At 71.7% G+C, this 26,744-nt stretch carries 24 protein-coding genes and 1 riboswitch; of the genes, 6 read left to right on the forward strand and 18 right to left on the reverse strand.

The window, feature by feature from the left end; all coding sequences use genetic code 11:
• Window positions 1-123: 123 nt before the first annotated feature.
• A complete protein-coding gene (locus tag AC3EUJ_RS06545) occupies window positions 124-1,254 on the reverse strand; it encodes a glycosyltransferase family 4 protein (RefSeq protein WP_431960010.1) in 1,131 nt (376 codons plus the stop codon).
• Window positions 1,255-1,388: 134 nt separating this feature from the next.
• On the opposite strand from AC3EUJ_RS06545, the gene AC3EUJ_RS06550 reads away from it, so the two are divergent.
• Complete coding sequence (locus AC3EUJ_RS06550) at window positions 1,389-2,639, forward strand: glycosyltransferase 87 family protein (RefSeq protein ID WP_431960011.1); 1,251 nt, start codon at window positions 1,389-1,391, stop codon at window positions 2,637-2,639.
• Here AC3EUJ_RS06550 and AC3EUJ_RS06555 read toward each other — a convergent pair.
• The gene (locus AC3EUJ_RS06555; protein WP_431960013.1) at window positions 2,521-3,921 is read right to left on the reverse strand and encodes an MATE family efflux transporter; all 1,401 of its coding nucleotides are present in this window, start codon (window positions 3,919-3,921) and stop codon (window positions 2,521-2,523) included. The genes AC3EUJ_RS06550 and AC3EUJ_RS06555 overlap by 119 nt on opposite strands.
• Window positions 3,922-4,029: 108 nt before the next feature.
• Here AC3EUJ_RS06555 and AC3EUJ_RS06560 point away from each other — a divergent pair, with 108 nt between their 5' ends.
• Complete coding sequence (locus tag AC3EUJ_RS06560; protein ID WP_431960014.1) at window positions 4,030-4,554, forward strand: PadR family transcriptional regulator; 525 nt, start codon at window positions 4,030-4,032, stop codon at window positions 4,552-4,554.
• 471 nt (window positions 4,555-5,025) lie between these two features.
• Here AC3EUJ_RS06560 and AC3EUJ_RS06565 read toward each other — a convergent pair whose 3' ends face one another.
• From AC3EUJ_RS06565 to AC3EUJ_RS06590, 6 genes are all read right to left on the reverse strand, one after another.
• Window positions 5,026-6,117, reverse strand: a complete 1,092-nt coding sequence (locus AC3EUJ_RS06565; RefSeq protein WP_431960015.1) for a M48 family metallopeptidase — start codon at window positions 6,115-6,117, stop codon at window positions 5,026-5,028.
• On the reverse strand, window positions 6,114-7,289 hold the full coding sequence (locus tag AC3EUJ_RS06570) for a hypothetical protein (protein WP_431960016.1): 1,176 nt from the start codon (window positions 7,287-7,289) through the stop codon (window positions 6,114-6,116). The genes AC3EUJ_RS06565 and AC3EUJ_RS06570 overlap by 4 nt, the downstream gene beginning before the upstream one ends.
• 31 nt (window positions 7,290-7,320) lie before the next feature.
• A complete protein-coding gene (locus AC3EUJ_RS06575) occupies window positions 7,321-8,376 on the reverse strand; it encodes a C40 family peptidase (RefSeq protein WP_431960017.1) in 1,056 nt (351 codons plus the stop codon).
• Window positions 8,377-8,530: 154 nt separating this feature from the next.
• Window positions 8,531-9,556, reverse strand: coding sequence for a C40 family peptidase (locus tag AC3EUJ_RS06580; protein WP_431960018.1), 1,026 nt, complete (start codon window positions 9,554-9,556; stop codon window positions 8,531-8,533).
• A gap of 315 nt (window positions 9,557-9,871) precedes the next feature.
• Window positions 9,872-11,230: an NYN domain-containing protein gene (locus AC3EUJ_RS06585; RefSeq protein ID WP_431960042.1), complete on the reverse strand. Its 1,359-nt coding sequence runs from the start codon at window positions 11,228-11,230 to the stop codon at window positions 9,872-9,874.
• A 134-nt stretch (window positions 11,231-11,364) separates the two neighbouring features.
• Entirely contained in the window at window positions 11,365-11,616 is a 252-nt protein-coding gene (locus tag AC3EUJ_RS06590) for a hypothetical protein (RefSeq protein WP_431960019.1), read from the reverse strand.
• Between the two features lie 116 nt (window positions 11,617-11,732).
• Here AC3EUJ_RS06590 and AC3EUJ_RS06595 point away from each other — a divergent pair, with 116 nt between their 5' ends.
• The gene (locus tag AC3EUJ_RS06595) at window positions 11,733-12,512 is read left to right on the forward strand and encodes a rhomboid family intramembrane serine protease (protein WP_431960020.1); all 780 of its coding nucleotides are present in this window, start codon (window positions 11,733-11,735) and stop codon (window positions 12,510-12,512) included.
• Complete coding sequence (locus AC3EUJ_RS06600; protein ID WP_018557042.1) at window positions 12,509-12,790, forward strand: Lrp/AsnC family transcriptional regulator; 282 nt, start codon at window positions 12,509-12,511, stop codon at window positions 12,788-12,790. Before AC3EUJ_RS06595 ends, AC3EUJ_RS06600 begins: the two co-directional genes overlap by 4 nt.
• A 42-nt stretch (window positions 12,791-12,832) precedes the next feature.
• Here the strand turns inward: AC3EUJ_RS06600 and AC3EUJ_RS06605 are convergent, their stop codons facing one another.
• The 6 genes from AC3EUJ_RS06605 to ctaE form a co-directional block, all read right to left on the reverse strand.
• On the reverse strand, window positions 12,833-14,206 hold the full coding sequence (locus AC3EUJ_RS06605) for an aminotransferase class V-fold PLP-dependent enzyme (protein ID WP_431960021.1): 1,374 nt from the start codon (window positions 14,204-14,206) through the stop codon (window positions 12,833-12,835).
• A gap of 151 nt (window positions 14,207-14,357) precedes the next feature.
• A riboswitch (SAM riboswitch) is annotated at window positions 14,358-14,474 on the reverse strand.
• 128 nt (window positions 14,475-14,602) lie between these two features.
• Complete coding sequence (gene trpD, locus AC3EUJ_RS06610) at window positions 14,603-15,667, reverse strand: anthranilate phosphoribosyltransferase (protein WP_431960022.1); 1,065 nt, start codon at window positions 15,665-15,667, stop codon at window positions 14,603-14,605.
• 127 nt (window positions 15,668-15,794) lie between these two features.
• Window positions 15,795-17,432 (reverse strand): cytochrome bc1 complex cytochrome b subunit, encoded by a 1,638-nt coding sequence (gene qcrB, locus AC3EUJ_RS06615; RefSeq protein ID WP_431960023.1) that lies wholly within the window; start codon window positions 17,430-17,432, stop codon window positions 15,795-15,797.
• Window positions 17,429-18,469, reverse strand: a complete 1,041-nt coding sequence (qcrA, locus tag AC3EUJ_RS06620; protein WP_431960024.1) for a cytochrome bc1 complex Rieske iron-sulfur subunit — start codon at window positions 18,467-18,469, stop codon at window positions 17,429-17,431. Before qcrA ends, qcrB begins: the two co-directional genes overlap by 4 nt.
• Window positions 18,470-18,477: 8 nt before the next feature.
• A complete protein-coding gene (gene qcrC / locus AC3EUJ_RS06625) occupies window positions 18,478-19,287 on the reverse strand; it encodes a cytochrome bc1 complex diheme cytochrome c subunit (RefSeq protein ID WP_431960025.1) in 810 nt (269 codons plus the stop codon).
• Between the two features lie 80 nt (window positions 19,288-19,367).
• Entirely contained in the window at window positions 19,368-19,988 is a 621-nt protein-coding gene (gene ctaE / locus AC3EUJ_RS06630) for an aa3-type cytochrome oxidase subunit III (protein WP_319163544.1), read from the reverse strand.
• Between the two features lie 169 nt (window positions 19,989-20,157).
• On the opposite strand from ctaE, the gene AC3EUJ_RS06635 reads away from it, so the two are divergent.
• Window positions 20,158-20,559, forward strand: coding sequence for a hypothetical protein (locus AC3EUJ_RS06635; protein WP_431960026.1), 402 nt, complete (start codon window positions 20,158-20,160; stop codon window positions 20,557-20,559).
• Window positions 20,560-20,561: 2 nt separating this feature from the next.
• On the opposite strand, the gene AC3EUJ_RS06640 is transcribed toward AC3EUJ_RS06635, so the two are convergent.
• From AC3EUJ_RS06640 to ctaC, 4 genes are all read right to left on the reverse strand, one after another.
• Complete coding sequence (locus AC3EUJ_RS06640; protein WP_431960027.1) at window positions 20,562-21,827, reverse strand: L,D-transpeptidase; 1,266 nt, start codon at window positions 21,825-21,827, stop codon at window positions 20,562-20,564.
• 120 nt (window positions 21,828-21,947) lie between these two features.
• Window positions 21,948-22,346, reverse strand: a complete 399-nt coding sequence (locus AC3EUJ_RS06645) for a cytochrome c oxidase subunit 4 (protein WP_431960028.1) — start codon at window positions 22,344-22,346, stop codon at window positions 21,948-21,950.
• Window positions 22,343-24,085 carry an aa3-type cytochrome oxidase subunit I gene (gene ctaD / locus AC3EUJ_RS06650; RefSeq protein WP_431960030.1) on the reverse strand — a complete coding sequence of 581 codons (1,743 nt, stop codon included), beginning with the start codon at window positions 24,083-24,085 and terminating at the stop codon, window positions 22,343-22,345. Before ctaD ends, AC3EUJ_RS06645 begins: the two co-directional genes overlap by 4 nt.
• Window positions 24,082-25,047, reverse strand: coding sequence for an aa3-type cytochrome oxidase subunit II (gene ctaC / locus AC3EUJ_RS06655; protein ID WP_431960031.1), 966 nt, complete (start codon window positions 25,045-25,047; stop codon window positions 24,082-24,084). Before ctaC ends, ctaD begins: the two co-directional genes overlap by 4 nt.
• Before the next feature lie 270 nt (window positions 25,048-25,317).
• Between ctaC and AC3EUJ_RS06660 the strand changes: the two genes are divergently transcribed.
• Window positions 25,318-26,712 (forward strand): cysteine desulfurase/sulfurtransferase TusA family protein, encoded by a 1,395-nt coding sequence (locus AC3EUJ_RS06660; RefSeq protein WP_431960032.1) that lies wholly within the window; start codon window positions 25,318-25,320, stop codon window positions 26,710-26,712.
• Window positions 26,713-26,744: the final 32 nt, after the last annotated feature.

The raw sequence follows: 26,744 nt of genomic DNA on the forward strand, positions 1-26,744 counted from the left end.
GATGGTGACGAACGGTTCGACCCCGATGGAGCCGGGGAGGAGGCCGTCCTGGCCGTTCGCGCGCGGCTGTCGAAGGCCCGGACGACCCGGGCCGGAACCCCAGGCCTCACGCCGGGGGGCACGTCAAAGGAGTGCCTTCAGCCGCCCGGCGAGCAGATCCCACCGCCACGCGTCCTCGACCCACTTGCGGCCGCGCTCGCCCATCCGGCGCCGCAGCTCCTCGTCGCCCAGCAGCGCCAGGATCCGCTCGGCGGCCTCCCCGGGCTCCCCGCCGCGCACCACCCAGCCGGTCTCGCCGTCCAGCACCGCGTCCGGCGCCCCGCCGGAGTCGCCCGCGACGACCGGCAGGCCGGTGGCCGAGGCCTCCAGGTAGACGATGCCGAGCCCCTCGACGTCCAGCCCGCCGCGGCGCGTGCGGCACGGCATGGCGAAGACGTCCCCCGCCCCGAAGTGCGCGGGTAGCTCCTCCCAGGGCACGGCGCCGGTGAACCGCACCGACTCCGCCACCCCGGTCCGCTCGGCGAGCCGCTTCAGCTCGTCCGCGTACGGGCCGCCGCCCACTACCAGCAGGACGGTGTCCGGCTGGGCGGCCAGGATCAGCGGCATCGCCTCGATGAGGGTGTCCTGGCCCTTGCGCGGCACCAGGCGGGAGACGCAGACGACCACCGGCCGGTCGGTGAGGCCCAGGCGGGCACGCACGGCCTCGCCGCCGGAGGCCGGGTGGAAGGTCTTCTCGTCCACGCCCGGCGGCAACTGCACCATGCGCCCCGCGGCCCCGGGCGTCAGCGCCCGGGCGATCCGGGACCGGGTGTACTCGCCCAGGTAGGTGATCGTGTCGGTGCCCTCGCCGATGCGCCGCAGCAGGCCACGGCTCGCGGGCAGCTGTGCCCATCCCGCCTCGTGCCCGTGGGTCGTCGCCACCAGCCGGCGCGCCCCCGCCTTCCGCAGCGCGGGCGCCATCAGCCCGAGCGGCGCCGCCGCCCCGAACCACACCGACGTGCAGCCGTGCTCGCGCAGCAGCGCGGCGGCCCGCCGGGTCACTCTCGGGGTCGGCAGCAACATCGTCGTACGATCACGTACGACCGGGAAGGGCTGCTCGGCGTCGAACGCGGCGACCTCGGAGCCGTCCCGCCAGGTCGACGCGTACACCACCACCCGGCCGGGATCGAGGCGCAGCGCCATGCTGTGCACGAACGCCTGGATGCCACCGGGACGTGGTGGGAAGTCGTTGGTGACGATCAGGGTCTTGTCCATACGGCGCCGAGGGTATCCGGTGCGGTCCGCGGCAACCGACCGCGGCCCCCCGCGCGTCTATGCTCCACACGCCTGTCCACGGGTGAGACCGGCATCATGCATCATCACAGCAGAACCGATTCGACGAGGTGGACATGGCAGGCGACAGCGGCAAGCGGCTCCCGGTCGGGCCGGTCCTCGCCTGGGTGGCCACCAGGGTCCTGCTGCTGCTCTACGTGTTCAAGGTGCTCAGCCTGTCCCCGCTGGACGTGACCACCGACGTCTCGGCGATCTACCACGGCTGGTACGAGGTCCTGCGGGCCGGCAGCTTCCCCCACCAGGACGTCACCTGGCAGTACCCGCCCGCCGCCGCGCTCGCGGTGCTCTCCCCCGCGATGCTGCCGTTCCTCGACTACACGACCGCCTTCTTCTGGCTCGCCTGCGCCGCCGACCTGGCCGCATTCGCGCTGCTGCTGCGCGGTTCGCGCGGCAAGGGGCGGCGGGTGGCCGGCGCCTATGTGTGGGTGCTGGGAGTGCCGCTGCTGGGGCCCACCGCGTACGCGCGCTACGACGTGATGGTCACCGCCGTGGCCGTGGCCGCGCTGCTGGCGACGGTGCGCCGCCCCAGGGTCGCCGGCGCGCTGATCGCGTTCGGCGCGATGCTCAAGGTCTGGCCGGTGCTGCTGCTCACCGGGGTCCGCGACCGCCGGGTCTGGGCGGCGGCCGTGGCCGGAGCGGGCGTCCTGGCCCTGGGCTTCTGGCTGTGGATGCCGGGGGCCTTCGCCTTCCTGCGCTTCCAGGGCGAGCGGGGCACCGAGGTGGAGTCCCTGGGCGCCCTGGTCTTCCACATCGCCCGACACCACGGCTGGCAGGGGCAGGTGCAGCTCAACTACGGCTCCATGGAGTTCCTCGGGCCCCATGTGGGCCTGGTGAGCGACATCGCGCTCGGGCTGACCATCGCCGCCTTCGCCTGGCTGCTGCTGTGGCGGCTGCGGGCGCGGACGTACGGCCCGCAGACGCCTTTCGACGCGGCGTTCACCGCGGTGCTGCTGTTCACCACGACCAGCCGGGTGATCAGCCCCCAGTACATGATCTGGCTGATCGGCCTGGCGGCCGTCTGCCTCACGCTGCGGGCCAGCGTGATGGCGGTACCCGCGACGCTGGTGCTGGTGGCGACGGTGCTCACCCTGTACGAGTTCCCGGTGCGCTTCGGGGACGTCGTCGGCAGCACCGACCTCGGCATCACGCTGCTGCTGCTGCGCAACGGGCTGCTGGTCGCGGCCTCGGTCATCGCGTGCCGCCGGCTGTGGGTGGCCTCGGCGCGCCTGCCGAAGCGGCCGCGCAGCGCGCCGACGACGGCTCAGCCGGAACACGGCCAGGACGCCGAGAAGCTGCTGACCTGGTGAAGGCCGCCGTCACGGCCAGGCACTGCAGCCCCGCGGCCACGGCCAGCGCCACGCTGACGCCCACGAGTTCCAGCCCCGCCGGGACGGCGAGCACGTAGGCGAGCGGCAGCTGCACCGCCGTGCCCACCAGGGTCACCCGGACCAGCAGCGCGGCCCCGCCGCCGCCCTGGAAGACACCGCCGAGCGCGATGAAGCACGCGAGCAGCACCAGGTACGGCCCCAGGGTGCGCAGGAACACCGTGCCCTCCGCCGCCACGGCGGGCTCCGCGCCGAAGGCGGCCATGATCCACGGCGCGGTGGGCTGCAGCGCGACCGCCGCGAGGAGTCCCAGCCCGCCGCCGAGCAGCAACGCCTGGCGGCCGATCGCGCGCCGCTCGTCGCGGCCGGCACCCAGGTGGTACGCGGTGTGGATCGAGGCCGCCTGGCGCACGGCGTAGAAGCCCATGGTCGCCACGTACATCGCCTTGGTCGCGATCCCGTACGCCGCGACCCGGTCGACGCCCAGCCGGGCCACGATCGCCACCAGGGTCAGCGTGCCGGCCATCCGGACGAGGAAGTCCGCCGCCATCGGCGCCCCGGTCACGGCCGTGCGGCGCAGCGCGGCCGCCACCGGTTCGGCGGCCGGCACCGCCGCGGCCCGCCGCATCAGCGGGTCGCAGCGCAGCAGCGCCAGCCCGGCGGCCAGGGCCACCGCACGGCCCACGACGGTGGCCACGGCCGCGCCCCGCACCCCGAGGGCGTGGATCAGGAACGGGTCCAGGAGCAGGATCAGCCCGCCCGCCAGCAGGGCGAGCCGCATCGGGGTGCGGGTGTCGCCGGCGCCCTTGAAGACGCCATCCAGGGTGTTCTGGGCGTAGAACACCGCCGTACCCGGGAGCGACACCGCGAAGTACCCCGCGGCGAGGCGGACCGCCTCCGGGTCGCCGTGCGCGCCGAGCAGCAGCGCCGCCAGCGGCTCCCGGCACAGGAAGCCGCCGGCGGCCACGGCCGGCATCAGCAGCGCGCACAGCGCCCACCCGCCGCGGACGGCCGCCCTGACCGCCGCCGGGTCCCGCGCCCCGGCGGCCCGGGAGATCAGCACCGTCGTCCCCTGCGCGGCCATCAGCACGACCCCGAGCAGCACGTTCTCGGTGTTCGTGGCCACCGCCACGGCCGCGACGGCCGCTCCCCCGCCGCCGAGCCGGGCCACCCACAGCACGTCGATGATCCCGGCGACGACGCCGGCGAGCAGTTCCAGATAGACCGGGCCGGCCAGCGCGACCAGTCGGGCGCGGTGCGTCATGGGTCCCCTCCCCAAAGGGTTACCTCGTTTCGAGATACCGCGTTTAGAGGTACCATGATGGCATCGAACGGACAAGTCCGAACGCGTGATCGAGAAAGGCGGCCAGCGGTGCTGGAGCTCACGATCCTGGGCTTCCTGTACGAGGAATCCCTGCACGGCTACGAGCTCAAGGAGCGCATCGCCGCACTCAACGGCCACGTCCGCCCGGTCAGCGACGGCGCGCTCTACCCGGCCATCAACCGCCTGACCGCGGCCGGACTGGTCAGCGAGCACAGCGAGCCGGGCGTCGGCGCCGCCCCGCGCCGCGTGCTCTCGCTCACCGACAGCGGACGCGCGCGGCTGCTCGCCCGGCTCCGCGACCCCAAGCCGATCGAGATCACCGACTCCACGCGCTTCTTCGCGGTGCTGGCCTTCCTCAGGCACCTGCCCGACGCGACAGCGCAGGCCACGGTGCTACGACGCCGCCTGGAGTTCCTGGAGACCCCCGCCAGCTTCTTCTACGACCGCGGCAGACCGGTCCGCGCCGAGGAGGCCGACGACCCCTTCCGCCAGGGCATGCTCCGCGTCGCCCGCGCCACGGGCCGAGCGGAACGCGAATGGCTCACGGAGACCCTGGCCGACCTCACCGCCTGAGCAACGGCCCGCCCGACCCGCGACAGCCGCATACGCGGGGCCACGCGCATGCCGTCCCGCTGAGCGGAAGGAAGCGAGCACCGCGCATCCGGGACGGTGCGTACGGCCGGGCCAACCAACCGCGGCAGGGGCGCACGACCTGAGCGCGAGCCGCCCGGAGGCGGATGGCCTGCGACCGGAGCCGGACGCGCGGGCGCGACTGCCTTCCCCCGGACGCCCGCCGACCGCGAAGAGCCGCGGACGACCCACGGCCCGAGCAAACAACCCGGGACCGGACAGAAGCCCTCGCGGACCGCGTCCGGGGACGACGCCCGCCGCCTGCGGCCAGGCCGCCGCGGGAGCCGGACGCGCGGGCGCAAGTGGCGTTCCCGCGGACGCCCGCCGACCGCGAAGGGCCGATGCGCGGCGAGCCGCGGACCACCCATGGGCCGGCCGGCGGTAAGCAGCGGGGCCGGGCGCGGGGCGGATCCGCTAGGGCGTGGTGGCGGCGAAGGCGCGGGCGGCGGCGATGCGCTGGACGGGGGTGGGGTGGGTGCCGAAGAGGGCGTGCAGCACGCGCGGGGGGTCGGGGTCGGAGACGTTGGCGACGGTGAGTCGGCGCTGCATGGCGATGAACCGTTCGGCGTCCCCGGTGAGTTCCAGGGCGTGCGCGTCCGCCCGTCGTTCGATCCGCCGGCTCAGGGCGCAGCCGAGCGGCCCGGCGCACGCCGACAGCACCGCGGCCACCGCGGCCAGCAGGAACAGCCCGCGGGGATCACCGGTGCCGTACGAGGAGGCGGCCATGACCGCGGAGAGCACGCAGACCCCCGCCCCCGCGCCCACGGCGCCGAGCAGCGTGCCGCGCAGCACGTCGCGGTGCTTGACGTGCCCCAGCTCGTGGGCGACGACGAGTTCGACCTCCTCCGCCGGGGCCGTGCCCAGCAGCGTGTCGTAGGCGACGATCCGCCGGGTGCGCCCGAATCCGGAGACGTACGCGTTGAGCGCGGTCGTCCGCCGGGACGCGTCGGCGACGAGCACCGCCCGTACGGGGATCGCGTCCCGCTCGGCCAGCGCCAGCAGCGCGTCGCGCAGGGGCCCGTCCTCCATCGGCCGGAAGCGGTTGAAGAGCGGTTCCAGGACGACCGGGGCGAGCCAGGACAGCACGACGGCCGCGCAGACCGCGCCCAGGGCCGCCCAGGCCCAGCCGAGGCCGTAGTAGCCGTACAGCGCGGCCAGCACCAGCGGCACGGAGACGAGCAGCCCGCGCAGGACGTCGAGGGCCCAGCCGCCCCAGCCCTGGGTGACGAGCCCGTACCGGCGCCGCACGACGCGGACCCGGGCCGAGAACGGCAGGGTGACCGCCTGCTGGAGCAGCACCAGCGACAGGCCGCCGGCCAGGACGCGCAACACTTGGGTGTCGCCGAACAGCCCGGCCAGGGCGGCGCCCGCGGGAGTCAGCCCGAGCACGAGCAGCAGGGCGAGCCCGGCGGCCCGGCCGCCGAGCAGGGCCGGCAGCTGGGCGCGGCGCAGCGCCCTGCCGCGGGCGGTCTCCTCCGGCGTGAAGTCCGCGTCCGTGCCGGTCATCCCAACTCCCCCTTGACGTAGGCCCGCCAGCGCGCGGTGAGGGCGTCCTCGCCGATGCCGAGCGTGCCGTGCGGATCCGCACCGGAACGGTACAGCGCGACCAGCCGGTCGGCGCCCCACGTGTCGGCGATGAGCCGGCAGGCCAGCCAGGCGCCCTCGTAGGCCTGGGCCTGACCGGGCGCGCCGGGCGCGAAGCCGGCGTCTGCCGGGAGGTGCCCGGGCGGGCCCGAGGCGATGACGTCGCGGCGCAGCTCCGGTGCCAGGCTCGCCGCCGGGCGGCCGGAGTCCCGGTAGGCGACCCAGTCGGCGAAGCCCTCGGAGAGCCACAGCGGGGTGCGGGAGGTCGTCGCGGCGCGCGTGGCGACATGGGTGGTCTCGTGGGTCAGCACGACCTGACGGCCGAAGGCCGACAGCCCGGCGAAGGCCTCGGGGTTGACGATGACGCGTCCGGCGGGCGCTGTGCCGCTGCCCCCGGCCTCCCCGGTGGTGACGGCCGCGACGTCCGCGTACGTCTGCGCGGGAGCGTCCAGGAGCTGCCCCATGCGCCGCAGGGAGGACGGCACTTCGAGCACCACCCGCCCGGTCCAGCCCTTCCCGCCCCAGGCCCGCCGCACCTGCGGGACGGCCTGGTCCGCGTCGGTGGCGTACCCGGCGAGCACCGCCCGGTCACCGGTGCCGAGGACGAGGCTGTGGCTGCCGCGGACGACGTGCAGCGCGCCCTGCTCCCACAGCAGGCCGCCCGGGTCGCCGTCACCGGCCACCCGCCAGTGTCCGGCGCCGTCCGCGCGCAGCAGCAGTGACTCGTCGGTGGTGACCGGGGCGCTGTCGTAGCCCCCCAGGCGGTAGCGCAGCTGGACGCGGACGGTCGCCGGGTCGGTGCCCTCCGTGGAGACCAGCCGGTACGACCAGGAGGCGAGCGGGAGCTCCTCCAGGTTGTGGAAGACCTGGCGCTCGGCGGCGCGCCGGGCGGGCGTCACATCCGCCAGGTACGCCTTCTCGTCGCGGTCCAGGACCGCGTCGGCCCGCCGTTCCAGCAGTTGCCGGACGACCGGGTCCCCGGGGCGCCCTTGCCCCGTCGCGCGGTCGCCCGCGGGCCCGCAGCCCGCGAGGAGCAGCGCCGCGCAGCACAGCGCGGCGGCCACGGCGCGGGTCGGCGAACGGAAGAGGGCCACGCCGCCGATCGTACGGTCCCGGCGTGGACGGTCACGTGGGCCGGGTCACGGCCGAGATCGGCAGCATGGCGACGGGGTCGTAGCGGACCCGGGCGCCGGGGTAGGGGGCGTGGATGACCTGGCCGCCGCCGACGTACATGGCGACGTGACTGGCGTCGCCGCGGTAGATGACCAGGTCGCCTGGGCGGGCCTGGCTGAGCGGCACGTGCCGCCCGGCGTTCAGCTGGGCCTGGGAGGTGCGGGGCAGGCCCACGCCGGCCTGGCGGTACGCCCAGACCATCAGGCCGGAGCAGTCGAAGGAGCCGGGGCCGGTGGCACCCCACACGTAGGGGGCGCCCACGGCGGAGCGCGCGGCGGCGACGGCTGTCGCGGCGCGTACGGACAGCGGGCCGAGGTCGGGGATGTCGACCATGCGGCCGGAACGCGAGGCGCGGGCCTCCAGGCGGCGGGCGAGCCGGGCCCGTTCCTCCGGGGACAGGGAGTTGACCAGGCGGGCGGCCGCCATCAGCTTGTGCTGCACGGCCTTCTTGCGGGCCGTGAGGCTGCTGCGGGCCCGCTCGAGCTCGCCGAGCCGTTCGGTGGCCCGGGAGCGTTCCTGGTCCAGGAAGCGCTGGGCGGAGCGGAGTTCGCCCAGGCGCGCGTTGCCGCGGTTGCTGATCCGGTCGAGGGTGGCGGCGCGCTCGAGGTAGGTCGCGGGGTCGGGTGAGAGCAGCAGCGCGAGGGTGGGGTCCACTCCCCCGCCGCGGTACTGGGCTCCGGCGTACGTGCCGAGTTCGTCCCGGAGTCGGTTGACCCGCTCCTGGCCGCGGGCGGCCCGGTCCTGGAGCACCTCCACCTCGCGCCGGAGCCGCCGGGTGTTCTCGCGGGCGGCGTTGAACTGCTCGGTGGCCCGCTCGGCCTGGGTGTAGAGGTGGTCGATGCGAGCCGCGACATCGACGGAGGTGTCCGCCGGGTCGGCGGCGGCCGTCTGCGCGGCGCCGGCCGCGCCCGCCATCGCGGCGGCGGCGGTGGCCGCCGCCGTCAGGACCGTGGCCCTGGAGGTACGCGGGGCCCGGCCGGGCTGCGGGATGCGTCGATGGGATGGCACGTCGACCGACAGTAGTCAGCCGGACGCGCAGAGTTCAAAGACCGGGTACCGCCGGGCGGCCGGGCGGCGCTCCGCTTGCGCAGGTCACCGCCAGGCCGTCACCGTACGAGATCACCCGATAGGTTCAACGGGTTCCGGTGGTTCCGCCCGCGTCTCAGATGCGGACACCGAACTGGAACGGCATGTTGTTGATGGACTCGTAGCGCACGACCGTGCCGGTGCGCGGCGCGTGCAGGACCATGCCGTTGCCCGCGTAGAGGGCCACGTGGTGCTGGTCGCCGTAGAAGATGACGAGGTCGCCGGGCGCCAGCTGGCTCATCGACAGCCGGGTGCCGGCGTTGGCCTGGGACTGCGAGGTGCGCGGTATGGACGCGCCGGCCTGGGCGTAGGCCCAGGAGGTGAGGCCGGAGCAGTCGAAGGAGCTCGGGCCGGTGGCGCCGTAGACGTAGGGCGACCCCAGCTTGGTCTTGGCGGCCGAGAGGGCGGCGGCAGCGAGGGAGGAGGCCGGGGTGTCGTTGCCCAGGTCGACGCGCTCGTTGGAGCGGCTGGCGCGGGCGTCGGCGGCGGCAAGGGAGGCACGCTGGGCGGCGGTCAGCGAGTTGAGCAGCCGCTGCGCCTCGGCGAGCTTCGCCTGGACTTCCTTCTTCTTCTTGCCCAGCTCGGTGCGGGTCTCGTCGAGCTCGTTGAGCTTGCTCGCGGCCTCCGCCTTCTGCTGGTTGAGGGTGCGCTTCTTCTCCGCGATCTGCTTGAGCGCCTCGGCCTGCTTGGTGCTCAGCTGGTCGAGGGTGGACGCCTTGTCGAGGTAGGTGTCCGGGTCGGAGGAGAGGAAGAGCTGGAGCGACGGGTCGATGCCACCGCTGCGGTACTGGGCGCTGGCCAGGGTGCCGAGGTCGTCCTGGAGGTCGTTGAGCTCGGACTGCTCGCGGGCCACCTCGTCCTGGAGGTCCTCGACCTGCTTCTGCAGCTTCCCCTGCTTCTCCTTGGCGCCGTTGAACTTCTCGGTCGCCTGCTCCGCCTGCTCGTACAGGCCGTCGACCTTGGCCTTGACGCTCTTGACGGACGGCTTGGCAGGGGCGGCCTGGGCCGCCTGCGCGGACAGGGCGACGGCTGCGGCGGCGGTCGCGGTGAGCACGGTGACACGTGTGCGACTGGCCTGCTTGGGACGACGGTGGGACGCCACTCGGGCGAGCTCCTTCTTCCTCCAGCCGCCTGCCGCATGCATCGGGAACTGCGTTCCCCGGCTCCAAGCACCGGCGTCCCCCGTCGTACGCACGGCACTTCAGATCGGCGGGACCTCCACCGCCATCCGGGCTGGATGATCGACTGGGCAGAGGTTCGAGGCACGACCCTAGTGACCATCTTGTGATCGGATCAAATCCCTGAAGAAAAAAAGTCGCTCGGCCACGTTTTCTTTACACACATCGCACGTGCAGTGATGACCAGTTGACGCTGCGTCCACGAAAAGCGCCTCACGCGCCCCACGGTGTGCTCCAGGTCACACCCGGGCAAGTCGCTTCAGCAGCAGGGTGGATGCGACCGGCCGGGCGCCGGCGCGGGCCACACCGTCAGCAACTTCGCGATCGGAAGAAACCACCACAATCGGACGACCGGGAGGTTCCGCCCGAACCAGACGCCGGATCAGTTCGTCCGCCGTCTCACCGGCCTTGCTGAACAGCACCCGCACCCCGCGCGGCGGCGCCAGCAGCACCGGGGCGTCCAGATCGGCCCCGTCGAAGACGCAGGTGACCTCTGCACCGCTCTGCGCCGCGAGCACCGCCAGACCGCCCAGCAGCCGCAGCCGCTGCTTCTCCAACGGCAGCGCCGGATAACCGGTCTTGGTCACGTTGTAGCCGTCGACCACCAGATGGGACTGCGGCAGCGCCAGCAACTGGTCCAGCAGCGCCGGGTCGTCCTCGGACAGGGCGCGCCGCGCGATGTCCTTCGGGCTGATCGTCCCCGGCGTCACCGCGTCGACGCTGTCAGCGGGCCGGGCCCCCATGGTGTCCCGCGGCGGCAGCGCCAGCTCCCGGCGCAGTCCCGAGGCGGCGTCGAGCACGGTGTCCAGCAGCAGCCGCAGCCGCATGTCCTCGGTGCTGCGGCCCTCCCGGGCCGCCCGGCGGGACGCCTCCACGGCCTGCTCGGCCTCGGCGAGCCGGGCGCGCAGCCGGCGCGCCTCGCCGTCCGCCGAGGCCTTCTCCGCGGCCGCGGCCGCGCGCGTCTCGTCGAGTGCGGCCTCGACCTTGCGCAGCGCGGCCTCGGCCCGCTTCACGTCGCTCGCCGCGCTGCGCAGCTTCCGCTGCAGCGACTCGGCCTCCTTGCGGGCCGCCTCCAGCTCGGTGCGGACCCGCACGGCCTCGCTACGGGCCTGGGCGCGAACCTCGTCCAGTTCCGTCTTCAGCTGCCGCAGCTCACGCTGCGCCTCCTCGCCCGCCCGTTCGGCGCTGACCCGCTGGGCCTCCTCGCCCGCCGCGGCCACCAGCTTGGCCCAGCCCGCGGGACGCAGCAGGTACGCGGCGGCCGCCACATCCAGCGGGTCGACCGCGGGGGGCGGGGTGCCGGCGTCCAGCGCCTCGCACAGTTCCGGTTCGGACTCGCGCAGCCGGGCGCCCACCCGCTGCCGGAAGGACGGGTCGCCCTCCAGGGCCGTGGCGAGCGCGGTCGCGGCGAACTTGGCGCGGCGGCTCGGGGTGAACCGGGCGTACGGACGCAGCACCGCGGGCAGCTCGCCCGGGGTCAGCCCGCCGAACGCCTCCGCCGCCAGGGCTACTACGCGGTGGCGCACGCCCTCGGGCAGCGGACGGTCCAACGTCTCGCCGTGGACGGACTCCTCCGGCGCAGCCGCGGCCCCGGGCACGGCCGCTTCGTCGCCGCGGCCCGGGTTACCGCCGGTCCCGTCCACCCGTCACTCCCGTCCAGTCCGTGGGCGCCTCCCCGGCCTCCTTCAAACTCTCTGGCCGCGCCGCATTCTTCTATTGTCCCCGGCGGCGCTCAGGCCTGCGTCGCCGCCGCCGCGTCGGGGCGGTCGACCAGCTCGACCTGGTCCACGGCGTTGCACCAGCGGCACCGCACCGACTCCACGGTCTCGCTGAGCACCTCGCGCTCCTCGACCGAGGGCTCGCCCGCCAGGTCCAGGTGGACGTACTCGACGACCTTGCTGGAACGGGTGACGTCGAACCGGGTCAGATTGCCGCACAGGGTGCAACGCCAGCGGGTCGTGGCGGTCGGCAGGGGCACCGGCATCGGTCGTCTCCTCGGTCGCGCGCGGATGTGTTCCGGTCACCCTACGGCCTCGGTGGTCCCACGCGCTGCGGCGAGGCTCCCCACGTCCGTTACACCCGTTCCGTCATGATCGGTCCATGGTCATCCCGGTGTACGACAAGAACCCCGTCCGCCGCACACCCGTGGTGACGTACGCCCTGATCGGGCTGTGCGCGGTGCTCTTCCTCATCGGCCCGTCCTCCGGGCTCAACCTCATGTACGGCGTGGGCCACGATCAGGTGTGTGCCCAGGCGACGTACTTCGCCCGCTGGGGTGTCATCCCGAGCGAGCTCTGGCACGGCCGGATCCCGCCGGCGCGGGTGCCGATGCCGACCGGCTGCCCGCCCCTGCGGTCCTTCGCCACCTCGCCGTTCGCGTCGGTGCTCACCGCGCTGTTCGTCCACGGCAGTTGGGTCCACCTGCTCGGCAACATGCTCTTCCTCTGGGTCTTCGGCGACAACGTCGAGAGCCGCATGGGCCGCTTCCGGTTCCTCCTCTTCTACGTCGCCTCCGGCTACCTGGCGACCTACGGCTACGCGCTCGGGCACACCTCCTCCGTCCAGACCCTGGTCGGCGCGTCCGGGGCGATCTCCGGGGTGCTCGGCGCGTACCTCTACCTCTATCCCCGGGCCAGGGTGACCAGTGTCTTCCCCTTCCTGTTCTTCCTGCCGTTGCGCTTCCCGGCCTGGATGGTGCTGATCTTCTGGTTCGTCCTGCAGTGGCTCGCCGGAGAGATCCAGCAGACCGGCCCCGGGGTCGCCTACCTCGCCCACATCACCGGCTTCGTCTTCGGCTTCCTGTGCGCGTGGGTGTGCTATCGCGCAACGCCTAAGCTGGAGCCCGCAGGCAGGGCGACCCAAGGAGACCTACAGCCGTGATCACCGCGATCGTGCTCATCAAGACCAGCGTCGACCGTATCCCCGAGATCGCGGAGTCCATCGCCGCGCTCGACAGTGTCAGCGAGGTCTACTCCGTCACGGGGACCTACGACCTGGTCGCCATGGTGCGGGTGGCCCGGCACGACGAGCTCGCTGACGTCATCCCGGGCCGGATCAGCAAGATCCCCGGCGTCGAGGCCACGGACACCCACGTGGCGTTCCGCACCTACTCCCAGCACGACCTCGAGACGGCCTTCGCCATCGGCCTGGACGCGTAACCGGTCCGCCCTGCACGGCCCCGCGGGGTCGGGCCGCGCCGCTCAGGCCTGGTCCCGGTCCGGCACGCAGCGGCCGTCCTCGGTGCGGTAGCGCCACCTGGCACCGTCCGCCACGAGTTCCCGCACCGCGTCGACGAAACGCTCCACGTGCTCCTCCGGGGTGCCCGCGCCAAAGGAGACACGGACGGCGTTGAGCGAGGGGAGCTCGCCCGGGGCGGCGTCGGGCGCTGCGCACTCGCCCGGCTCCTGTTCGGTGCCGCCGAGCAGGGTGCGCACCAGGGGGTGCGCGCAGAAGAGGCCGTCGCGGACGCCGATCCCGTACTCCGCGGAGAGCGCCGCCGCGAAGTGGGAGCTGTTCCAGCCCTCGACGACGAAGGAGATGACGCCGACCCGGGCGGCGTCCTCGCCGAACAGCGAGAGCACCCTGACCCCGGGGACCTCGGCCAGTCCGGCCCGCACCCGGGCGACCAGCGCCTGCTCACGCTCGACCAGCCGGGCGAAACCGGCCTCCGCCAGCGCGCGGCAGGCCGAGGCGATGGCGTAGGCCCCGATGACGTTGGGCGAGCCGGCCTCGTGCCGGGCGGCCGTGGTGTGCCAGTCGACGTCCACCCCGCCGTCGGCGCGCCGGGCCACCCGCCGCGAGGCGCCGCCGCCGGCCAGGTAGGGCTCGGCCGCGCACAGCCAGTCGGCGCGGCCGGCCAGCACACCGGAGCCGAAGGGCGCGTACAGCTTGTGCCCGGAGAAGGCCACCCAGTCCACGTCGAGTTCGGCGATGTCCACCGGGTGATGCGCGGCCAGCTGCGCCGCGTCCAGCACGATCCGGGCACCGTGCGCGTGGGCCGCCGCGGCCAGCTCCCGCACCGGCCACAGCTCACCGGTCACATTGGACGCCCCCGTCACACAGACCAGCGCCGGTCCGCGCTGCTCCCGGGCGGCCAGGGCCTTCTCCAGCGTCGTCACGGCCTCCCCCGGCGTGCGGGGGGCGGCCAGGTAGCTCACGTCGGAGGCGCGCCACGGCAGCAGGGAGGCATGGTGCTCGGTCTCGAAGACGAAGACGCTCGTGCCGGCCGGCACGGCGGTGGCCAGCAGGTTCAGCGAGTCGGTGGTCGAACGAGTGAAGATCACCTGGTCGCCGGGGCGGCAGCCGAGGAAATCCGCGACCGTGGCCCGGCTCTGCTCGAACAAGTCGGTCGACAGCTGCGAGAGGTAGCCGGCCCCCCGGTGCACGCTGCCGTAGTACGGCGCATAGGCCGCCACGTCGTCCCAGACCCGCTGCAGCGCGGGCGCGCTGGCCGCGTAGTCCAGGGCCGCGTAGCCGACCTCGCCCCCGGTCACCAGCGGCACGAGGACGTCGCGCCCGAGGACGGGCAGCGGGGCATGGACGGACGAGGGCAGGGCGGCAGGGCGCAGCGACATGGCGAAGTCTCCTGGGAGCGAGCAGAAGTGACGAGACGTCAGTGAAGACGGAACAGCCCTCGGCACGACGGGCGAAGGCCCGGGGAGGGTGGGGATACGGCTGGGGCCCCGAAGGCCCTAGCGCATTCGCTTGCTCATGGAAGAACTCCTCTGACCGCGCTTGCCGCAGACCTCGCTGCCTGCGGCCTGGTCATCACCCGGGGCACCCCGCCACGGAAGGAGGGTTGCCGGACAGCGGGCCGGGGCCGTTTCGCTGTCACTCGTGACCTGCCCAGCATCATGCCACACGCACGGGGCGCCGCAAGCCGCGATCCGCATCGCGGACGCCCCGCCCCCGCGGGCGGACAGCACGCAGGGCCGGGCCAACGGCCCCGGCCCTGCACGGTGGTTCGGTGACTACGCCTGCGTGGCCGCGGCCCACCGCTCCAGCGTCCGCGCCGCCGCGCCGGAGTCGACCGACTCGGCCGCACGGGCGATGCCGGCCGCGATCCGCTCGGTCAGCGAACCGCCCGCGCCCTCCAGCGCCACCAGCGCGGCGGCCGAGTTGAGCAGCACGGCGTCGCGGACCGGGCCGGTCTCGCCGGCCAGCAGCCGCCGGGCGACATCGGCGTTGTACGCCGCGTCCGCGCCCCGCAGCGCCTCGATCGGCACCAGTTCGATGCCGACGTCGCGCGGGTCGAAGGACTCCTGCTCGACCTTCCCGTCCCGCACCACCCACACCTGGGAGGTGGCCGTGACGGTGAGCTCGTCCAGTCCGTCGTCGCCCCGGAACACCAGCGCGGAGGAGCCCCGGCGGGCCAGCACGCCGGCGATCAGCCCGGCCATCCGGGTGTCGAAGCACCCCACGGCCGAGGCCCCCACGCGTGCCGGGTTGGTCAGCGGGCCGAGGATGTTGAACGAGGTGGGGATGCCCAGGTCGCGGCGGGCCGGGGCGGCGAACCGCATCGCGGGGTGGAACTTCGCCGCGAAGCAGAAGGTGATCCCGGTCTCCTCGGCGACCTTCGCCACCCGGTCGGCGGGCAGGTCGAGGTTGATGCCGAGCTTCTCCAGGACGTCGGAGGCGCCGCTGGCGCTGCTGGCGGCGCGGTTTCCGTGCTTGACGACCTTGGCGCCCGTGCCGGCGATGACGATGGCGGACATCGTGGAGATGTTCACCGTCCTGGCGCGGTCGCCGCCGGTGCCGACGATGTCCACGGCGGGGCCGGGGATGTGCAGCGGCTCGGCGTGCGCGTACATCGACTCGACGAGGCCGGTGACCTCCTCGACGGTCTCCCCTTTGGCCCGCAGTGCCACCATGAAGCCGGCGACCTGGGCGTCGGAGGCCTCACCGCTCATGATCCGGTCCATCGCCCACGCCGTGTCGGCGGCGGTCAGGTCCTTGCCGTTCAGCAGCGCACCCAGGACGTCGGGCCAGGAGCCGCCCGCCATTGATGCGCCTCCGGCGGGGTTCACAACGCTCATGGTCCACACTCCATGGGGTCTGACGTGCGACGGGAAACCTTCGCCCCAGCCTATCGGCGCCGGGGAACGGGAAAGGGTCCCGTCCATCGAATGGACGGGACCCTGCCCGGTGGCACAGCTTCAGTGATCAGTGGTGACCGTGGCCGCTCGTGATCTCCTCGTACTCCTCGACGGTGGGCTTGTCGATCTGCGTCCCCTCGCCGTAGTAACCGCGAGACAGCCTCGCGCGCAGCTTCGCCGTACGGCCGGCCTTCTTCTCCACGCCGTTCTCGTCGACCTCGGGACCGATCTCCAGCGGCTTGGGCTGCTCGTGCTGGGTGAGCTTGAACAGCGCGCCCTGCTCCAGCGGCTCGTGGATCTCGATGAACTCACCGTGCGGGAGCCGCTTGATGATGCCGGTCTCGCGACCGTGCAGCACCTTGTCGCGGTCGCGCCGCTGCAGGCCCAGGCAGATCCGCTTGGTGACGAAGAAGACCAGCACCGGCAGCACGAAGAACGAGATCCGGACCACCCAGGTGATCGCGTTGATCGACAGGTGGAAGCGGGTCGCGAACAGGTCGTTGCCGCCACCGACGAGCAGGATCAGGTAGAGGCTGATCCAGGCGGCGCCGATGCCCGTGCGCACGGGACGGTTGCGCGGCCGGTCGAGCAGGTGGTGCTCGCGCTTGTCACCGGTGACCCAGGATTCCAGGAACGGGTAGACCCCCATGAAGCCCAGCACCAGCGGGAAGACCACCAGCGGGATGAACACGCCCAGTACGAGGGTGTGGCCCAGGAAGTTGATCTCCCAGCCCGGCATGATGCGGATCAGGCCCTCGGAGAAGCCCATGTACCAGTCGGGCTGGGCGTCGGTCGACACCTGGTCCGGACGGTAGGGCCCGTATGCCCACACGGGGTTCACGGAGACCAGCGCGGACATGGCCGAGATGACACCGAAGACCACGAAGAAGAAGCCGCCCGCCTTGGCGGTGTAGACCGGGAAGAACGGCATGCCGACGACGTTCTTCTCCGACTTGCCGGGGCCGGGCCACTGCGTGTGCTTGTGGTAGACGATCAGGATCAGGTGGGCCACCAGCAGGCCCGCCATGATGCCCGGGATCAGCAGCACGTGGATCGTGTAGAACCGCGGCACGATGTCGGTGCCGGGGAACTCACCGCCGAAGAGGAAGAACGACAGGTACGTGCCGACGATCGGCACGGACAGCACGGCGCCTTCCATGAAGCGGATACCGGTGCCCGACAGCAGGTCGTCCGGCAGCGAGTAGCCCATGAAGCCGTCGAACATGCCGAGGAACAGCAGCAGGAAGCCGAAGACCCAGTTGATCTCGCGCGGCTTGCGGAACGCACCGGTGAAGAAGACGCGCATCATGTGCACGAGCATCGCGGCCACGAAGACGATGGCCGCCCAGTGGTGGATCTGCCGGACGAGCAGACCGCCGCGCACGTCGAAGCTGATGTGCAGGGTCGAGGCGTACGCCTCGGACATCTTGATGCCCTGCAGCGGCGCGTAGGAGCCGTCGTAGACGACCTCGTTCATCGCCGGGTGGAAGAACAGCGTCAGGTAGACACCGGTCAGGATGATGATGATGAAGCTGTAGAGGGAGATCTCGCCCAGCATGAAGGACCAGTGGTCCGGGAAGATCTTCCGCAGGTTGGCCTTGCTCAGGCTGTAGATGCCCAGCCGGCCGTCGGCCCAGTCGGCGACGCGTTCGCCGGCCGGAGCCTTTCCGCGCGGCTTCCCGCTCGCGCTCGTGTTGGTGCTCATCCACGCTCCCAAAAGGCCGGGCCCACGGGCTCATCGAAGTCGCCCAGCGCCTCGAGATAACCCTCGCCGTTCACACTGATGTGCAGCTGCGGCAGGGCGTGACCGGCGGGGCCGAAGATCACCCGGGCACCGTCGGACAGGTCGAACGTCGACTGGTGGCAGGGGCAGAGCACGTGGTGCGTCTGCTGCTCGTAGAGGCTGATCGGGCAGCCGACGTGAGTGCAGATCTTGGAGAACGCCAGGATGCCCTGGTGCGCCCACTCGCGGGACTTCTTGTCCTTGATGTCGTCCGGCTGGATACGGACGATCATCAGGGCCGCCTTGGCGAGCTGCTCCTGGTAGTCGTGCTGCTCCTCCTCCAGGCCCTCGGGCACCGCGAAGGTCAGCGAGCCGACGGCGACGTCCTCGGGACGCAGCGGCTTGTTGGTGTTCTGGTTGATCAGCAGCCTGCCCTTGGACCACAGCGTGTGGCGGAGCTTGTCCTCCGGCAGCGGGCCGAGGTCGCGCAGCAGGAACAGCCCGGAGAGCGGCACCAGGGTCAGCGCGCCGAGCATGGTGTTGCGGATCAGCTTGCGGCGGCCGATCTGGCTCTCTTCGGAACCGGTGGCGAAGTCGGACAGGACCTGGGACCTGACCTCGGGGCTCGCCGCGATCGGGTGGCGGTCGTCGGCGACCTCGACGTCCGACATCAGCGTGCGGGCCCAGTGGACCGCGCCGGCGCCGATGGCGAAGAGCGAGACGCCGAGGGTCATGCCCAGCGCGAAGTTCAGCGCGCTGATGTGACCCAGCGGCCAGATGTAGACGATCTTGTCGATCGGGAGGACCACGAAGCTGGCGATGAAGCCCAGCGTGGCGAGCATCGACACGGTGAACAGGAACGCCACCGTGCGCTCGGAGGACTTCGCGGCCTTCTCGTCGATGTCCTGGCGACGCGGCTGGTGCGCCGGGAGACCCGGGTCCGCGAACGGGTTCTCCGCGGTCGCGACCTGGCCGCCGCCCTCGTGTGCCGGCCTGTCCGGCAGGTTCTCTTCTGACATGTCCTGACTCATGACTTCTTCGCCTTGGTGGTGTGGGCCGCGAGCCAAATGGCGCAGGCGATCAGGGCCCCGAGGCCGAAGATCCAGCCGAAGAGACCCTCGGTGACCGGGCCGAGGCTGCCCAGCGACATACCGCCGGGGCTCGGCGCACCCTCGCCGTTGACGGCGTCGAGGTACGCGATGATCTCCCGCTTGTTCTCCTCCGGCATCGTCGTGTCGGGGAAGGACGGCATGTTCTGCGGGCCGGTCAGCATGGCCTCGTACAGGTGCTTGTTGCTCACGCCTTCCAGCGTGGGCGCGTACTTGCCGTGCGTCAGCGCGCCGCCCTTGCCCTGGTAGTTGTGGCACTGGGCGCAGTTGGTGCGGAACAGCTCCCCGCCACGCGCCTTGTCGGCACCGGCCGGGTCGTACTGCTCCTCGGTGGGCGTGACCGGGCCGGGGCCCAGCGAGGCGATGTACGCCGCGAGCTGGTCGATCTGCTTCTGGTCGTAGATGACCTTCTTGCGCGGCACCTGGGCGCCGGGCTGCTGGGCCGGCATGCGGCCGGTGCCGACCTGGAAGTCCACGGCCGCGGAGCCGACGCCGACGAGGCTGGGGCCGTCACTGCCGCCCTGCCCCGACGTGCCGTGGCAGCTGGAGCAGCCGACGGTGTACAGCCTCTTGCCCTCTTCGATGGCGAGGGACTGCGAGCTGTCGTCGGCCTGCGCCTTGGGCGCCGGCGCGAGCGCGGCGTACAGCCCCCCGATGGCCGTGAGCGCGACAAGTAGGACGACGAGCGCCGCCAGCGGGTGGCGCCGTCGTGCGGAGAGCTTTTTCACGGATTACCCCGGTGTCAGGATCTCTTGCGTCGATGGTTCTGGATGTCGTGACCGTGCGCGCAACGGGCGCGGGGGTCCGACTACTTGATCAGGTAGATCGTGGCGAAGAGGCCGATCCAGACGACATCGACGAAGTGCCAGTAGTAGGACACGACGATGGCCGCGGTGGCCTGCTCGTGGGTGAACCGCCGTGCCGCGTAGGTCCGTCCGAGGACCAGCAGGAAGGCGATGAGACCACCCGTCACGTGCAGACCGTGGAATCCGGTGGTCAGGTAGAACACCGAACCGTACGGGTCGGAGGAGAGCGAGAGGCCGTCCTCCTTCACCAGGTTGGTGTACTCGAAGATCTGACCGCCGATGAAGATCGCGCCCATGATGAACGTCACGATGAACCACGCGCGCAGCTTCTTCACATCGCCGCGCTCGGCGGCGAAGACACCCATCTGGCAGGTGAAGGAGGAGAGCACGAGGATCGTGGTGTTCGTCGCCGAGAACGGGATGTCCAGGACGTCGGCGTGCGCCTTCCAGTACTCGGCACCCGTCACCGAGCGAAGGGTGAAGTACATCGCGAAGAGGGCCGCGAAGAACATCAGCTCGGAACTCAGCCAGATGATGGTTCCGACGCTGGTGAGGTTCGGCCGGTTGACCGACGGGTGCGCGTGCCCGGTTTCTACTGCTGTTGCTGTCGCCACGACCGACATTATGTCGGTCGCTTATCTCGCGCTCACTCCGGGGGGTGCCATTCGGTGTGTCAAGGCCCTTGAGGTAGGGAAAGGCGTCGCCCGAAGGAGCTAACCCTCCTCGAAGGACCCTGCTCGGGAGTAAGGTTCGGCCACAGGCAGGCGACTCCACGAAGGCGAGGAGGCACGGATGCAGACGACCGCGACGGTGCTGGTCTACAGCGACGACAGGAACACCCGGGAACAGGTCCGTCTGGCCGTCGGCCGCCGCCCTGCGAGCGACCTGCCGCCGGTCGAGTACCTGGAGTGCGCGACCCTCCCGGCGGTCCTCAGCGCGCTGGAGAACGGCGGCATCGACGCGTGCGTGTTCGACGGCGAGGCCGTCCCGGCCGGCGGCATGGGGGTGTGCCGTCAGGTGAAGGACGAGATCTTCCGCTGCCCGCCGGTGCTGGTACTCATCGGGCGTCCCCAGGACGCCTGGCTGGCCAGCTGGAGCCGGGCCGACGCGGCGGTGAGCCACCCGGTCGACCCGGTCGCGCTGAACGAGGCCCTGGCGGAGCTGCTGAGGCAGCGGCTGGCCGTCGACGCGTAGCGTCACATCTCGGGCCGCAGACGGGCTCCAGGGGCGTCGGTACGGTCGGCCACGGCCGGGTCGGCGCCCTTGCGCGTTCCCGTCGCGCTGCCCTTGCGCCACTCGCTCCAGGACAGGTTCCAGTCGCCGAAGCCGTTCCCGAAGGCGGGCATGTCGTCGCCCAGGCTGTTGACGACCGAGACGAGGTCTCCGACGCGCACGTTGTCGAAGAACCAGTGGGCGTTCTCGGTGCTCATGCCGACGCAGCCGTGGCTGACGTTGGCGATCCCCTGCGAGCCCACCGACCAGGGCGCCGCGTGCACGTACTCACCGCTCCAGGTGACCCGGGTGGCCCACTGGACGGGCAGGTCGTAGGAGTCGGAGCTGCCCGAGGCGATACCGACGGTCTCGCTGCGCATCCGTACGTTGGCCTCCTGTCCGAGCACCACCTTGATGCCGTTGCGGGTGGAGAACCCCGGCTTGCCGGTGGTCACCGGGATGGTGCGGACGAGCTTGCCGTTGCGCTTGAAGGTCATGGTGTGCCTCGCGGCGTCGGTGACGGCCTCGATGCGGTCGCCGGTGCGCAGCGTCAGGGGCTTGACGTCACCCCCGTAGAGCGAGCCCTTGATGTGCACGTTGTTCAGGGTGCTGCGCACGTCGATGCGGGCGTGCGCGGGCCAGTAGGTACGGGGACGGTAGTGCAGGGTCTTGTCGTCGACCCAGTACCAGGCGCCCTCGTCGGCCGCGGGTGAGGCGTTGACGTGCAGGTTGCGCTCGACGACGCTCCGGCCGAGGGTGTCCTTGACCGGGGCGCTCAGCTCGGCGGTGATGGGCTGGCCGACGCCGTAGGTGCCGCTCTCCGGGCCGAAGGTGACCTTCAGGTGGCGCTTGGTACCCGTGGTGTCGACGGCGAGCGTCCTGCGTCCCTGGTGGCCCTTCGCGTCCTCGGTGGTCACTTTGACGACGTAGTGCGCCGCGGCGGAGAGCTTCGAGGTGCTGCGCCAGCGCTTGCCGTCCGCGGACAGGCGGCCGCTCACGTAGCGTCCGGAACCGTCGGTGGCCGTCACGTCGGTGATGCGGTTGCCCTCACCCTTGACGGTGATTTCCAGCGGCTTCTTGGGGTCGGCCTTCTTCGACCCGGCGGCTCCCCCGGTCCACACGACCTGGCCGGCGGCATCGTAGGGGGCGGTGGCGAGGGGATCGCCGCCGCCCGAACAGGAGGCCAGCGGCGCGGAGAGTGTCACTGCGGCGATCGCGGTCGCCATGCGGCGCGGAGAAAAGTGACCCATGGTCACCACGCTAAGCAGAGATGATCTACGCCGCTCGTCGAGCGCGTACGAACGGGCGATGGCCCGGACCCCCGCTCGGGGTCCGGACCATCGTGGTGCGGTGCGTGGGCGCCGGGGCGCTCACTGGGTGCGGTTCTCGCCCCGGTAGTACTCGAAGACCCAGCCCCACAGGCCGACGAGGATGAACGGCGACGCGAAGTAGATCAGCCACCAGCCGAAGATGATGCCCAGGAAGGCCAGGGCGCCACCGAAGGCCAGCAGCAGCGGCTGCCAGCTGTGCGGGCTGAAGAAGCCCAGCTCGCCGGAGTCGTCCGCGACGTCCGCGTCCTCGCGGTCCTGGGCGCCGGTGTCGGCGCGCCGGGCGGTGAAGGCCAGGTAGAACCCGACCATCACGGAGAGGCCGAAGGAGAGGAACAGCGCCGTGGTGCCGACCGGCTCCTTGGACCACAGGCCGTAGACCACGGCCATGCCCAGAAAGAAGACGGACAGCCACAGGAACAGCTTGCCCTGGAACTTCACTTGCCGCTCTCCTTCTCATCGCCGCCGGAGACGGCCGGAGCCGCGCCGACGTTCTCCAGCTGGTCCAGAGCGGCGATCTCCGGGTGGTGGAGGTCGAACGCCGGGGATTCGGACCGGATGCGCGGCAGCGTGAGGAAGTTGTGCCGCGGCGGCGGGCAGGAGGTCGCCCACTCCAGCGAGCGGCCGTAGCCCCACGGGTCGTCGACCTCTACGGGCTTGCCGTACCTGGCGGTCTTCCACACGTTGTAGATGAACGGCAGCATCGACAGACCCAGCAGGAAGGAGCTGATGGTCGAGATGGTGTTCAGCGTGGTGAAGCCGTCCGCGTTCAGGTAGTCCGCGTAGCGGCGGGGCATGCCCTCGGCACCCAGCCAGTGCTGGACGAGGAAGGTGCCGTGGAAGCCGAAGAACAGCGTCCAGAAGGTGATCTTGCCCAGACGCTCGTCGAGCATCTTGCCGGTGAACTTCGGCCACCAGAAGTGGAAGCCGGAGAACATCGCGAAGACGACCGTTCCGAAGACGACGTAGTGGAAGTGCGCCACGACGAAGTAGGAGTCGGAGACGTGGAAGTCCAGCGGCGGCGAGGCCAGGATGACACCGGTCAGACCACCGAAGGTGAAGGTGATCAGGAAGCCGATCGCCCAGAGCATCGGTGTCTCGAAGCTCAGTGAGCCCTTCCACATGGTGCCGATCCAGTTGAAGAACTTCACACCGGTCGGTACCGCGATCAGGAAGGTCATGAAGGAGAAGAACGGCAGCAGCACACCACCGGTGACGTACATGTGGTGGGCCCACACCGTCGCCGAGAGGCCGGCGATGGAGATCGTCGCCGCGATGAGGCTGACGTAGCCGAACATCGGCTTCCGGGAGAAGACCGGAATGACCTCACTGATGATGCCGAAGAACGGTAGCGCGATGATGTACACCTCTGGGTGCCCGAAGAACCAGAAGAGGTGTTGCCAGAGCAATGCGCCGCCGTTGGCGGCGTCGAACACATGCGCACCGAACTTCCGGTCGGCCTCCAGGGCCAGCAGCGCCGCGGCCAGCACGGGGAAGGCGAAGAGCACCAGCACACCGGTGAGCAGCACGTTCCAGGTGAAGATCGGCATCCGGAACATCGTCATGCCGGGAGCGCGCATGCAGATGATCGTGGTGATGAAGTTGACCGAGCCGAGGATCGTGCCGAAGCCGGAGAACGCCAGACCCATGATCCACAGGTCGCTGCCGATGCCCGGCGAGCGGACCGCGTCGGTCAGCGGGGCGTAGGCGAACCAGCCGAAGTCGGCGGCGCCGTTCGGGGTCAGGAAGCCTGCGACCGCGATCAGTGAGCCGAACAGGTAGAGCCAGTAGGCGAACATGTTCAGCCGCGGGAACGCGACGTCCGGGGCGCCGATCTGCAGCGGCATGATCCAGTTCGCGAAGCCGGCGAAGAGCGGGGTCGCGAACATCAGCAGCATCACGGTGCCGTGCATCGTGAAGAGCTGGTTGAACTGCTCGTTGGACACCACCTGAGTGCCCGGGCGGGCGAGCTCGGCGCGCATGACGAGCGCCATCACACCGCCGATGAGGAAGAAGAAGAACGACGTCGCCAGATAGAGCGTGCCGATCGTCTTGTGGTCGGTGGTGGTCAGCCACTTGACGATGACATTGCCGGGCTGCTTGGTGCGGACCGGCAGCTCGTCCGCGTACATGTCGCCGTGCGCGGCGGCCGCACCGTGGGGTTCGTTGAGAATGCTCACTGGGTCTTGGTCTCCGCGTTCTTGGCGTTGCCGGTGGTGGCAATGCCTGCCGGGACGTAACCGGTCTGCCCCTTCTTCGCCAGGTCCTTCAGGTGCTGCTTGTAGGCCTCCGGGGAGACGACCTTGACGTTGAAGAGCATCCGGGAGTGGTCCACACCGCACAGCTCGGCGCACTTGCCCACGAAGGTGCCCTCCTTGTTGGGAGTCACCTGGAAGACGTTGGTGTGGCCGGGGATGACGTCCATCTTCATCAGGAAGGGGACCACCCAGAAGGAGTGGATGACGTCACGCGAGGTGAGGACGAACCGGACCGACTCGCCCTTGGGGAGCCACAGGGTCGGGCCCGGGTTGCCGGTGTCCTGGTCCTTGGAGGCGGGCGTGCCGAAGTCGTAGACGCCGTCGGCGCCCGCGGGCGCGTCCAGCTTCTTCGCCGGGATGGAGGAGAGCTCCGCGGGGACCTTGCCGGCGGCGGGGGTCGACGGGTTGCCGTCCACGTCCTCGACGTAGTTGAAGGCCCAGCTCCACTGGAAGCCGACCACGTTGACGACGTGGTCGGGGCGCGCCGAGGTCTCCAGCAGCTTGGACTCGTCCCGGGCGGTGAAGTAGAAGAGCACCGAGATGATGACCAGCGGGACCGTGGTGAAGAGCGCCTCGATCGGCATGTTGTAGCGGACCTGGGGCGGGATCTCCACCTTGGTGCGGCTGCGCCGGTGGAAGATGATGCTCCAGATGATCAGACCCCACACGAGCACGCCGACCGCGAGCGCGGCAGCCCAGGAGCCCTGCCAGAGCGACAGGATGATCGGGGCCTCTTTGGTGACGGGGCTGGGCATGCCGAGGCGGGGGAAGTCCTCGTATGTGCAACCGGTGGCGGTCGCAAGGACCAGGCCCGCGGCCAGCGCCTGCGGCAGAATCCGCCGCATCGGGCGCCGCGACGAGCGGTCGGAGCCGTAGGGACTCACGTAGCGCCTTCCCGAGAGTCTCGCCCGCGCGCGTCCGGAGTCCCGGCCTGTGCTGGTCGGTCGCCCTGGCGCGGGCAGTGGTGTGGATGTTTATGCGGACCAAACCCTACTGGACTCGATTTTGGGGCGCGCGGGGAGGGGGGCCAACGCGCCGGGGCGGCCCCCGAAGGGGTGTCGGGCACCGCCGCGCACCTGCGGAGGGCCCCGTTTCGGGCGCTTTTGACTGGTCCCCAGACGCTCGGGGCGGGGCCGGGGCGTAGCGTGCACCACGTGCCCTACTTCGACGCCGCGTCCGCCGCACCACTGCATCCCGTCGCCCGGCAGGCCCTCCTCGCCGCGCTCGACGAGGGGTGGGCCGATCCCTCCCGGCTCTACCGCGAGGGGCGCCGCGCACGGCTGCTGCTCGACGCCGCCCGGGAGGCCGCCGCCGACGCCGTCGGGTGCCGTCCGGACGAACTCGTTTTCACTCCTTCGGGTACACGTGCCGTGCACGCGGGGGTGGCCGGGGCGCTCGCCGGCCGGCGCCGGGTCGGCCGGCACGTGGTCGTCTCCGCCGTCGAACACTCCTGCGTGCTGCACGCGGTGGACGACGCCGATGTCACGGAGGTGGGCACGGACCGCACGGGTCTGGTCGACGCCGGCGCCTTCGGTGCCGCGCTGCGCGAGGACACCGCGCTGGCCTGCCTGCAGTCCGCCAACCACGAGGTCGGCACCGTGCAGCCGGTCGACGAGGCCGCGGAGCTGTGCCGGGCGGCGGGGGTGCCGCTGCTCGTCGACGCCGCCCAGTCGCTGGGCTGGGGCGCGGTGGCGGGCGGCTGGTCGCTGCTGACCGCGAGCGCCCACAAGTGGGGCGGGCCGTCCGGGGTGGGCCTGCTGGCGGTCCGCAAGGGCACCCGCTTCGCCGTCCAGGGGCCCGCGGACGAACGGGAGTCGGGGCGCGCGCCCGGTTTCGAGAACCTGCCCGCGATCGTCGCCGCGGCGGCCTCCCTGCGGGCGGTGCGCGCCGAGGCGTCCGCGGAGGCGGCGCGGCTGTCCGCCCTGGTCGACCGCATCCGCACCGCGGTGCCCGAACTCGTCCCGGACGTCGAGGTGGTGGGCCACCCCGAGCTGCGGCTGCCGAACGTGGTGACCTTCTCCTGCCTCTACGTGGACGGCGAGGCACTGCTGCACGAACTGGACCGGGAGGGCTTCTCCGTCTCCTCCGGGTCGTCGTGCACGTCCAGCACGCTGACGCCCAGCCATGTCCTGAAGGCGATGGGTGTGCTGTCCGAGGGGAACGTGCGGGTCTCGCTGCCGGCGGGGGCGGAGGCGGGCGACGTGGACCGCTTCCTCGAGGTGCTGCCGGGGGTGGTGCGGACGGTGCGGGAGCGGCTCGGCGCGCCGGCGTCCGGCCCCGCGGCGGGGGCGGTACGGACGGCGGAGGCGGGGGCGGAGGGCGAGCCCGACCTCGTCGTGGACTCCCTCGGCAAGCGGTGCCCGATCCCGGTCATCGAGCTGGCGAAGGTCATCGGGGACGTGCCGCTGGGCGGCGTCGTGTCGGTGCTCTCCGACGACGAGGCCGCCCGGCTCGACATCCCCGCGTGGTGCGACATGCGCGAGCAGGAGTACCTCGGCGCGCACGCGGCGCCCCGGGGCGTCGCCTACTGGGTGCGTCGCGTCTCCTGACGAACCCGGCGGTCGTGGGGGGGGGGGGGGGG

The organism is Actinacidiphila sp. bgisy160 (genome assembly GCF_057707815.1).

Excerpts from the sequence above, each read along its gene's own strand:
- AC3EUJ_RS06545 (WP_431960010.1), bottom strand. The coding sequence starts at position 1,254 with ATGGACAAGACCCTGATCGTCACCAACGACTTCCCACCACGTCCCGGT.
- AC3EUJ_RS06550 (WP_431960011.1), top strand. The coding sequence starts at position 1,389 with ATGGCAGGCGACAGCGGCAAGCGGCTCCCGGTCGGGCCGGTCCTCGCC.
- AC3EUJ_RS06555 (WP_431960013.1), bottom strand. The coding sequence starts at position 3,921 with ATGACGCACCGCGCCCGACTGGTCGCGCTGGCCGGCCCGGTCTATCTG.
- AC3EUJ_RS06565 (WP_431960015.1), bottom strand. The coding sequence starts at position 6,117 with ATGACCGGCACGGACGCGGACTTCACGCCGGAGGAGACCGCCCGCGGC.
- AC3EUJ_RS06590 (WP_431960019.1), bottom strand. The coding sequence starts at position 11,616 with ATGCCGGTGCCCCTGCCGACCGCCACGACCCGCTGGCGTTGCACCCTG.
- AC3EUJ_RS06595 (WP_431960020.1), top strand. The coding sequence starts at position 11,733 with ATGGTCATCCCGGTGTACGACAAGAACCCCGTCCGCCGCACACCCGTG.
- AC3EUJ_RS06605 (WP_431960021.1), bottom strand. The coding sequence starts at position 14,206 with ATGTCGCTGCGCCCTGCCGCCCTGCCCTCGTCCGTCCATGCCCCGCTG.
- trpD (WP_431960022.1), bottom strand. The coding sequence starts at position 15,667 with ATGAGCGTTGTGAACCCCGCCGGAGGCGCATCAATGGCGGGCGGCTCC.
- qcrB (WP_431960023.1), bottom strand. The coding sequence starts at position 17,432 with ATGAGCACCAACACGAGCGCGAGCGGGAAGCCGCGCGGAAAGGCTCCG.
- qcrA (WP_431960024.1), bottom strand. The coding sequence starts at position 18,469 with ATGTCAGAAGAGAACCTGCCGGACAGGCCGGCACACGAGGGCGGCGGC.
- ctaE (WP_319163544.1), bottom strand. The coding sequence starts at position 19,988 with ATGTCGGTCGTGGCGACAGCAACAGCAGTAGAAACCGGGCACGCGCAC.
- AC3EUJ_RS06635 (WP_431960026.1), top strand. The coding sequence starts at position 20,158 with ATGCAGACGACCGCGACGGTGCTGGTCTACAGCGACGACAGGAACACC.
- AC3EUJ_RS06640 (WP_431960027.1), bottom strand. The coding sequence starts at position 21,827 with ATGGGTCACTTTTCTCCGCGCCGCATGGCGACCGCGATCGCCGCAGTG.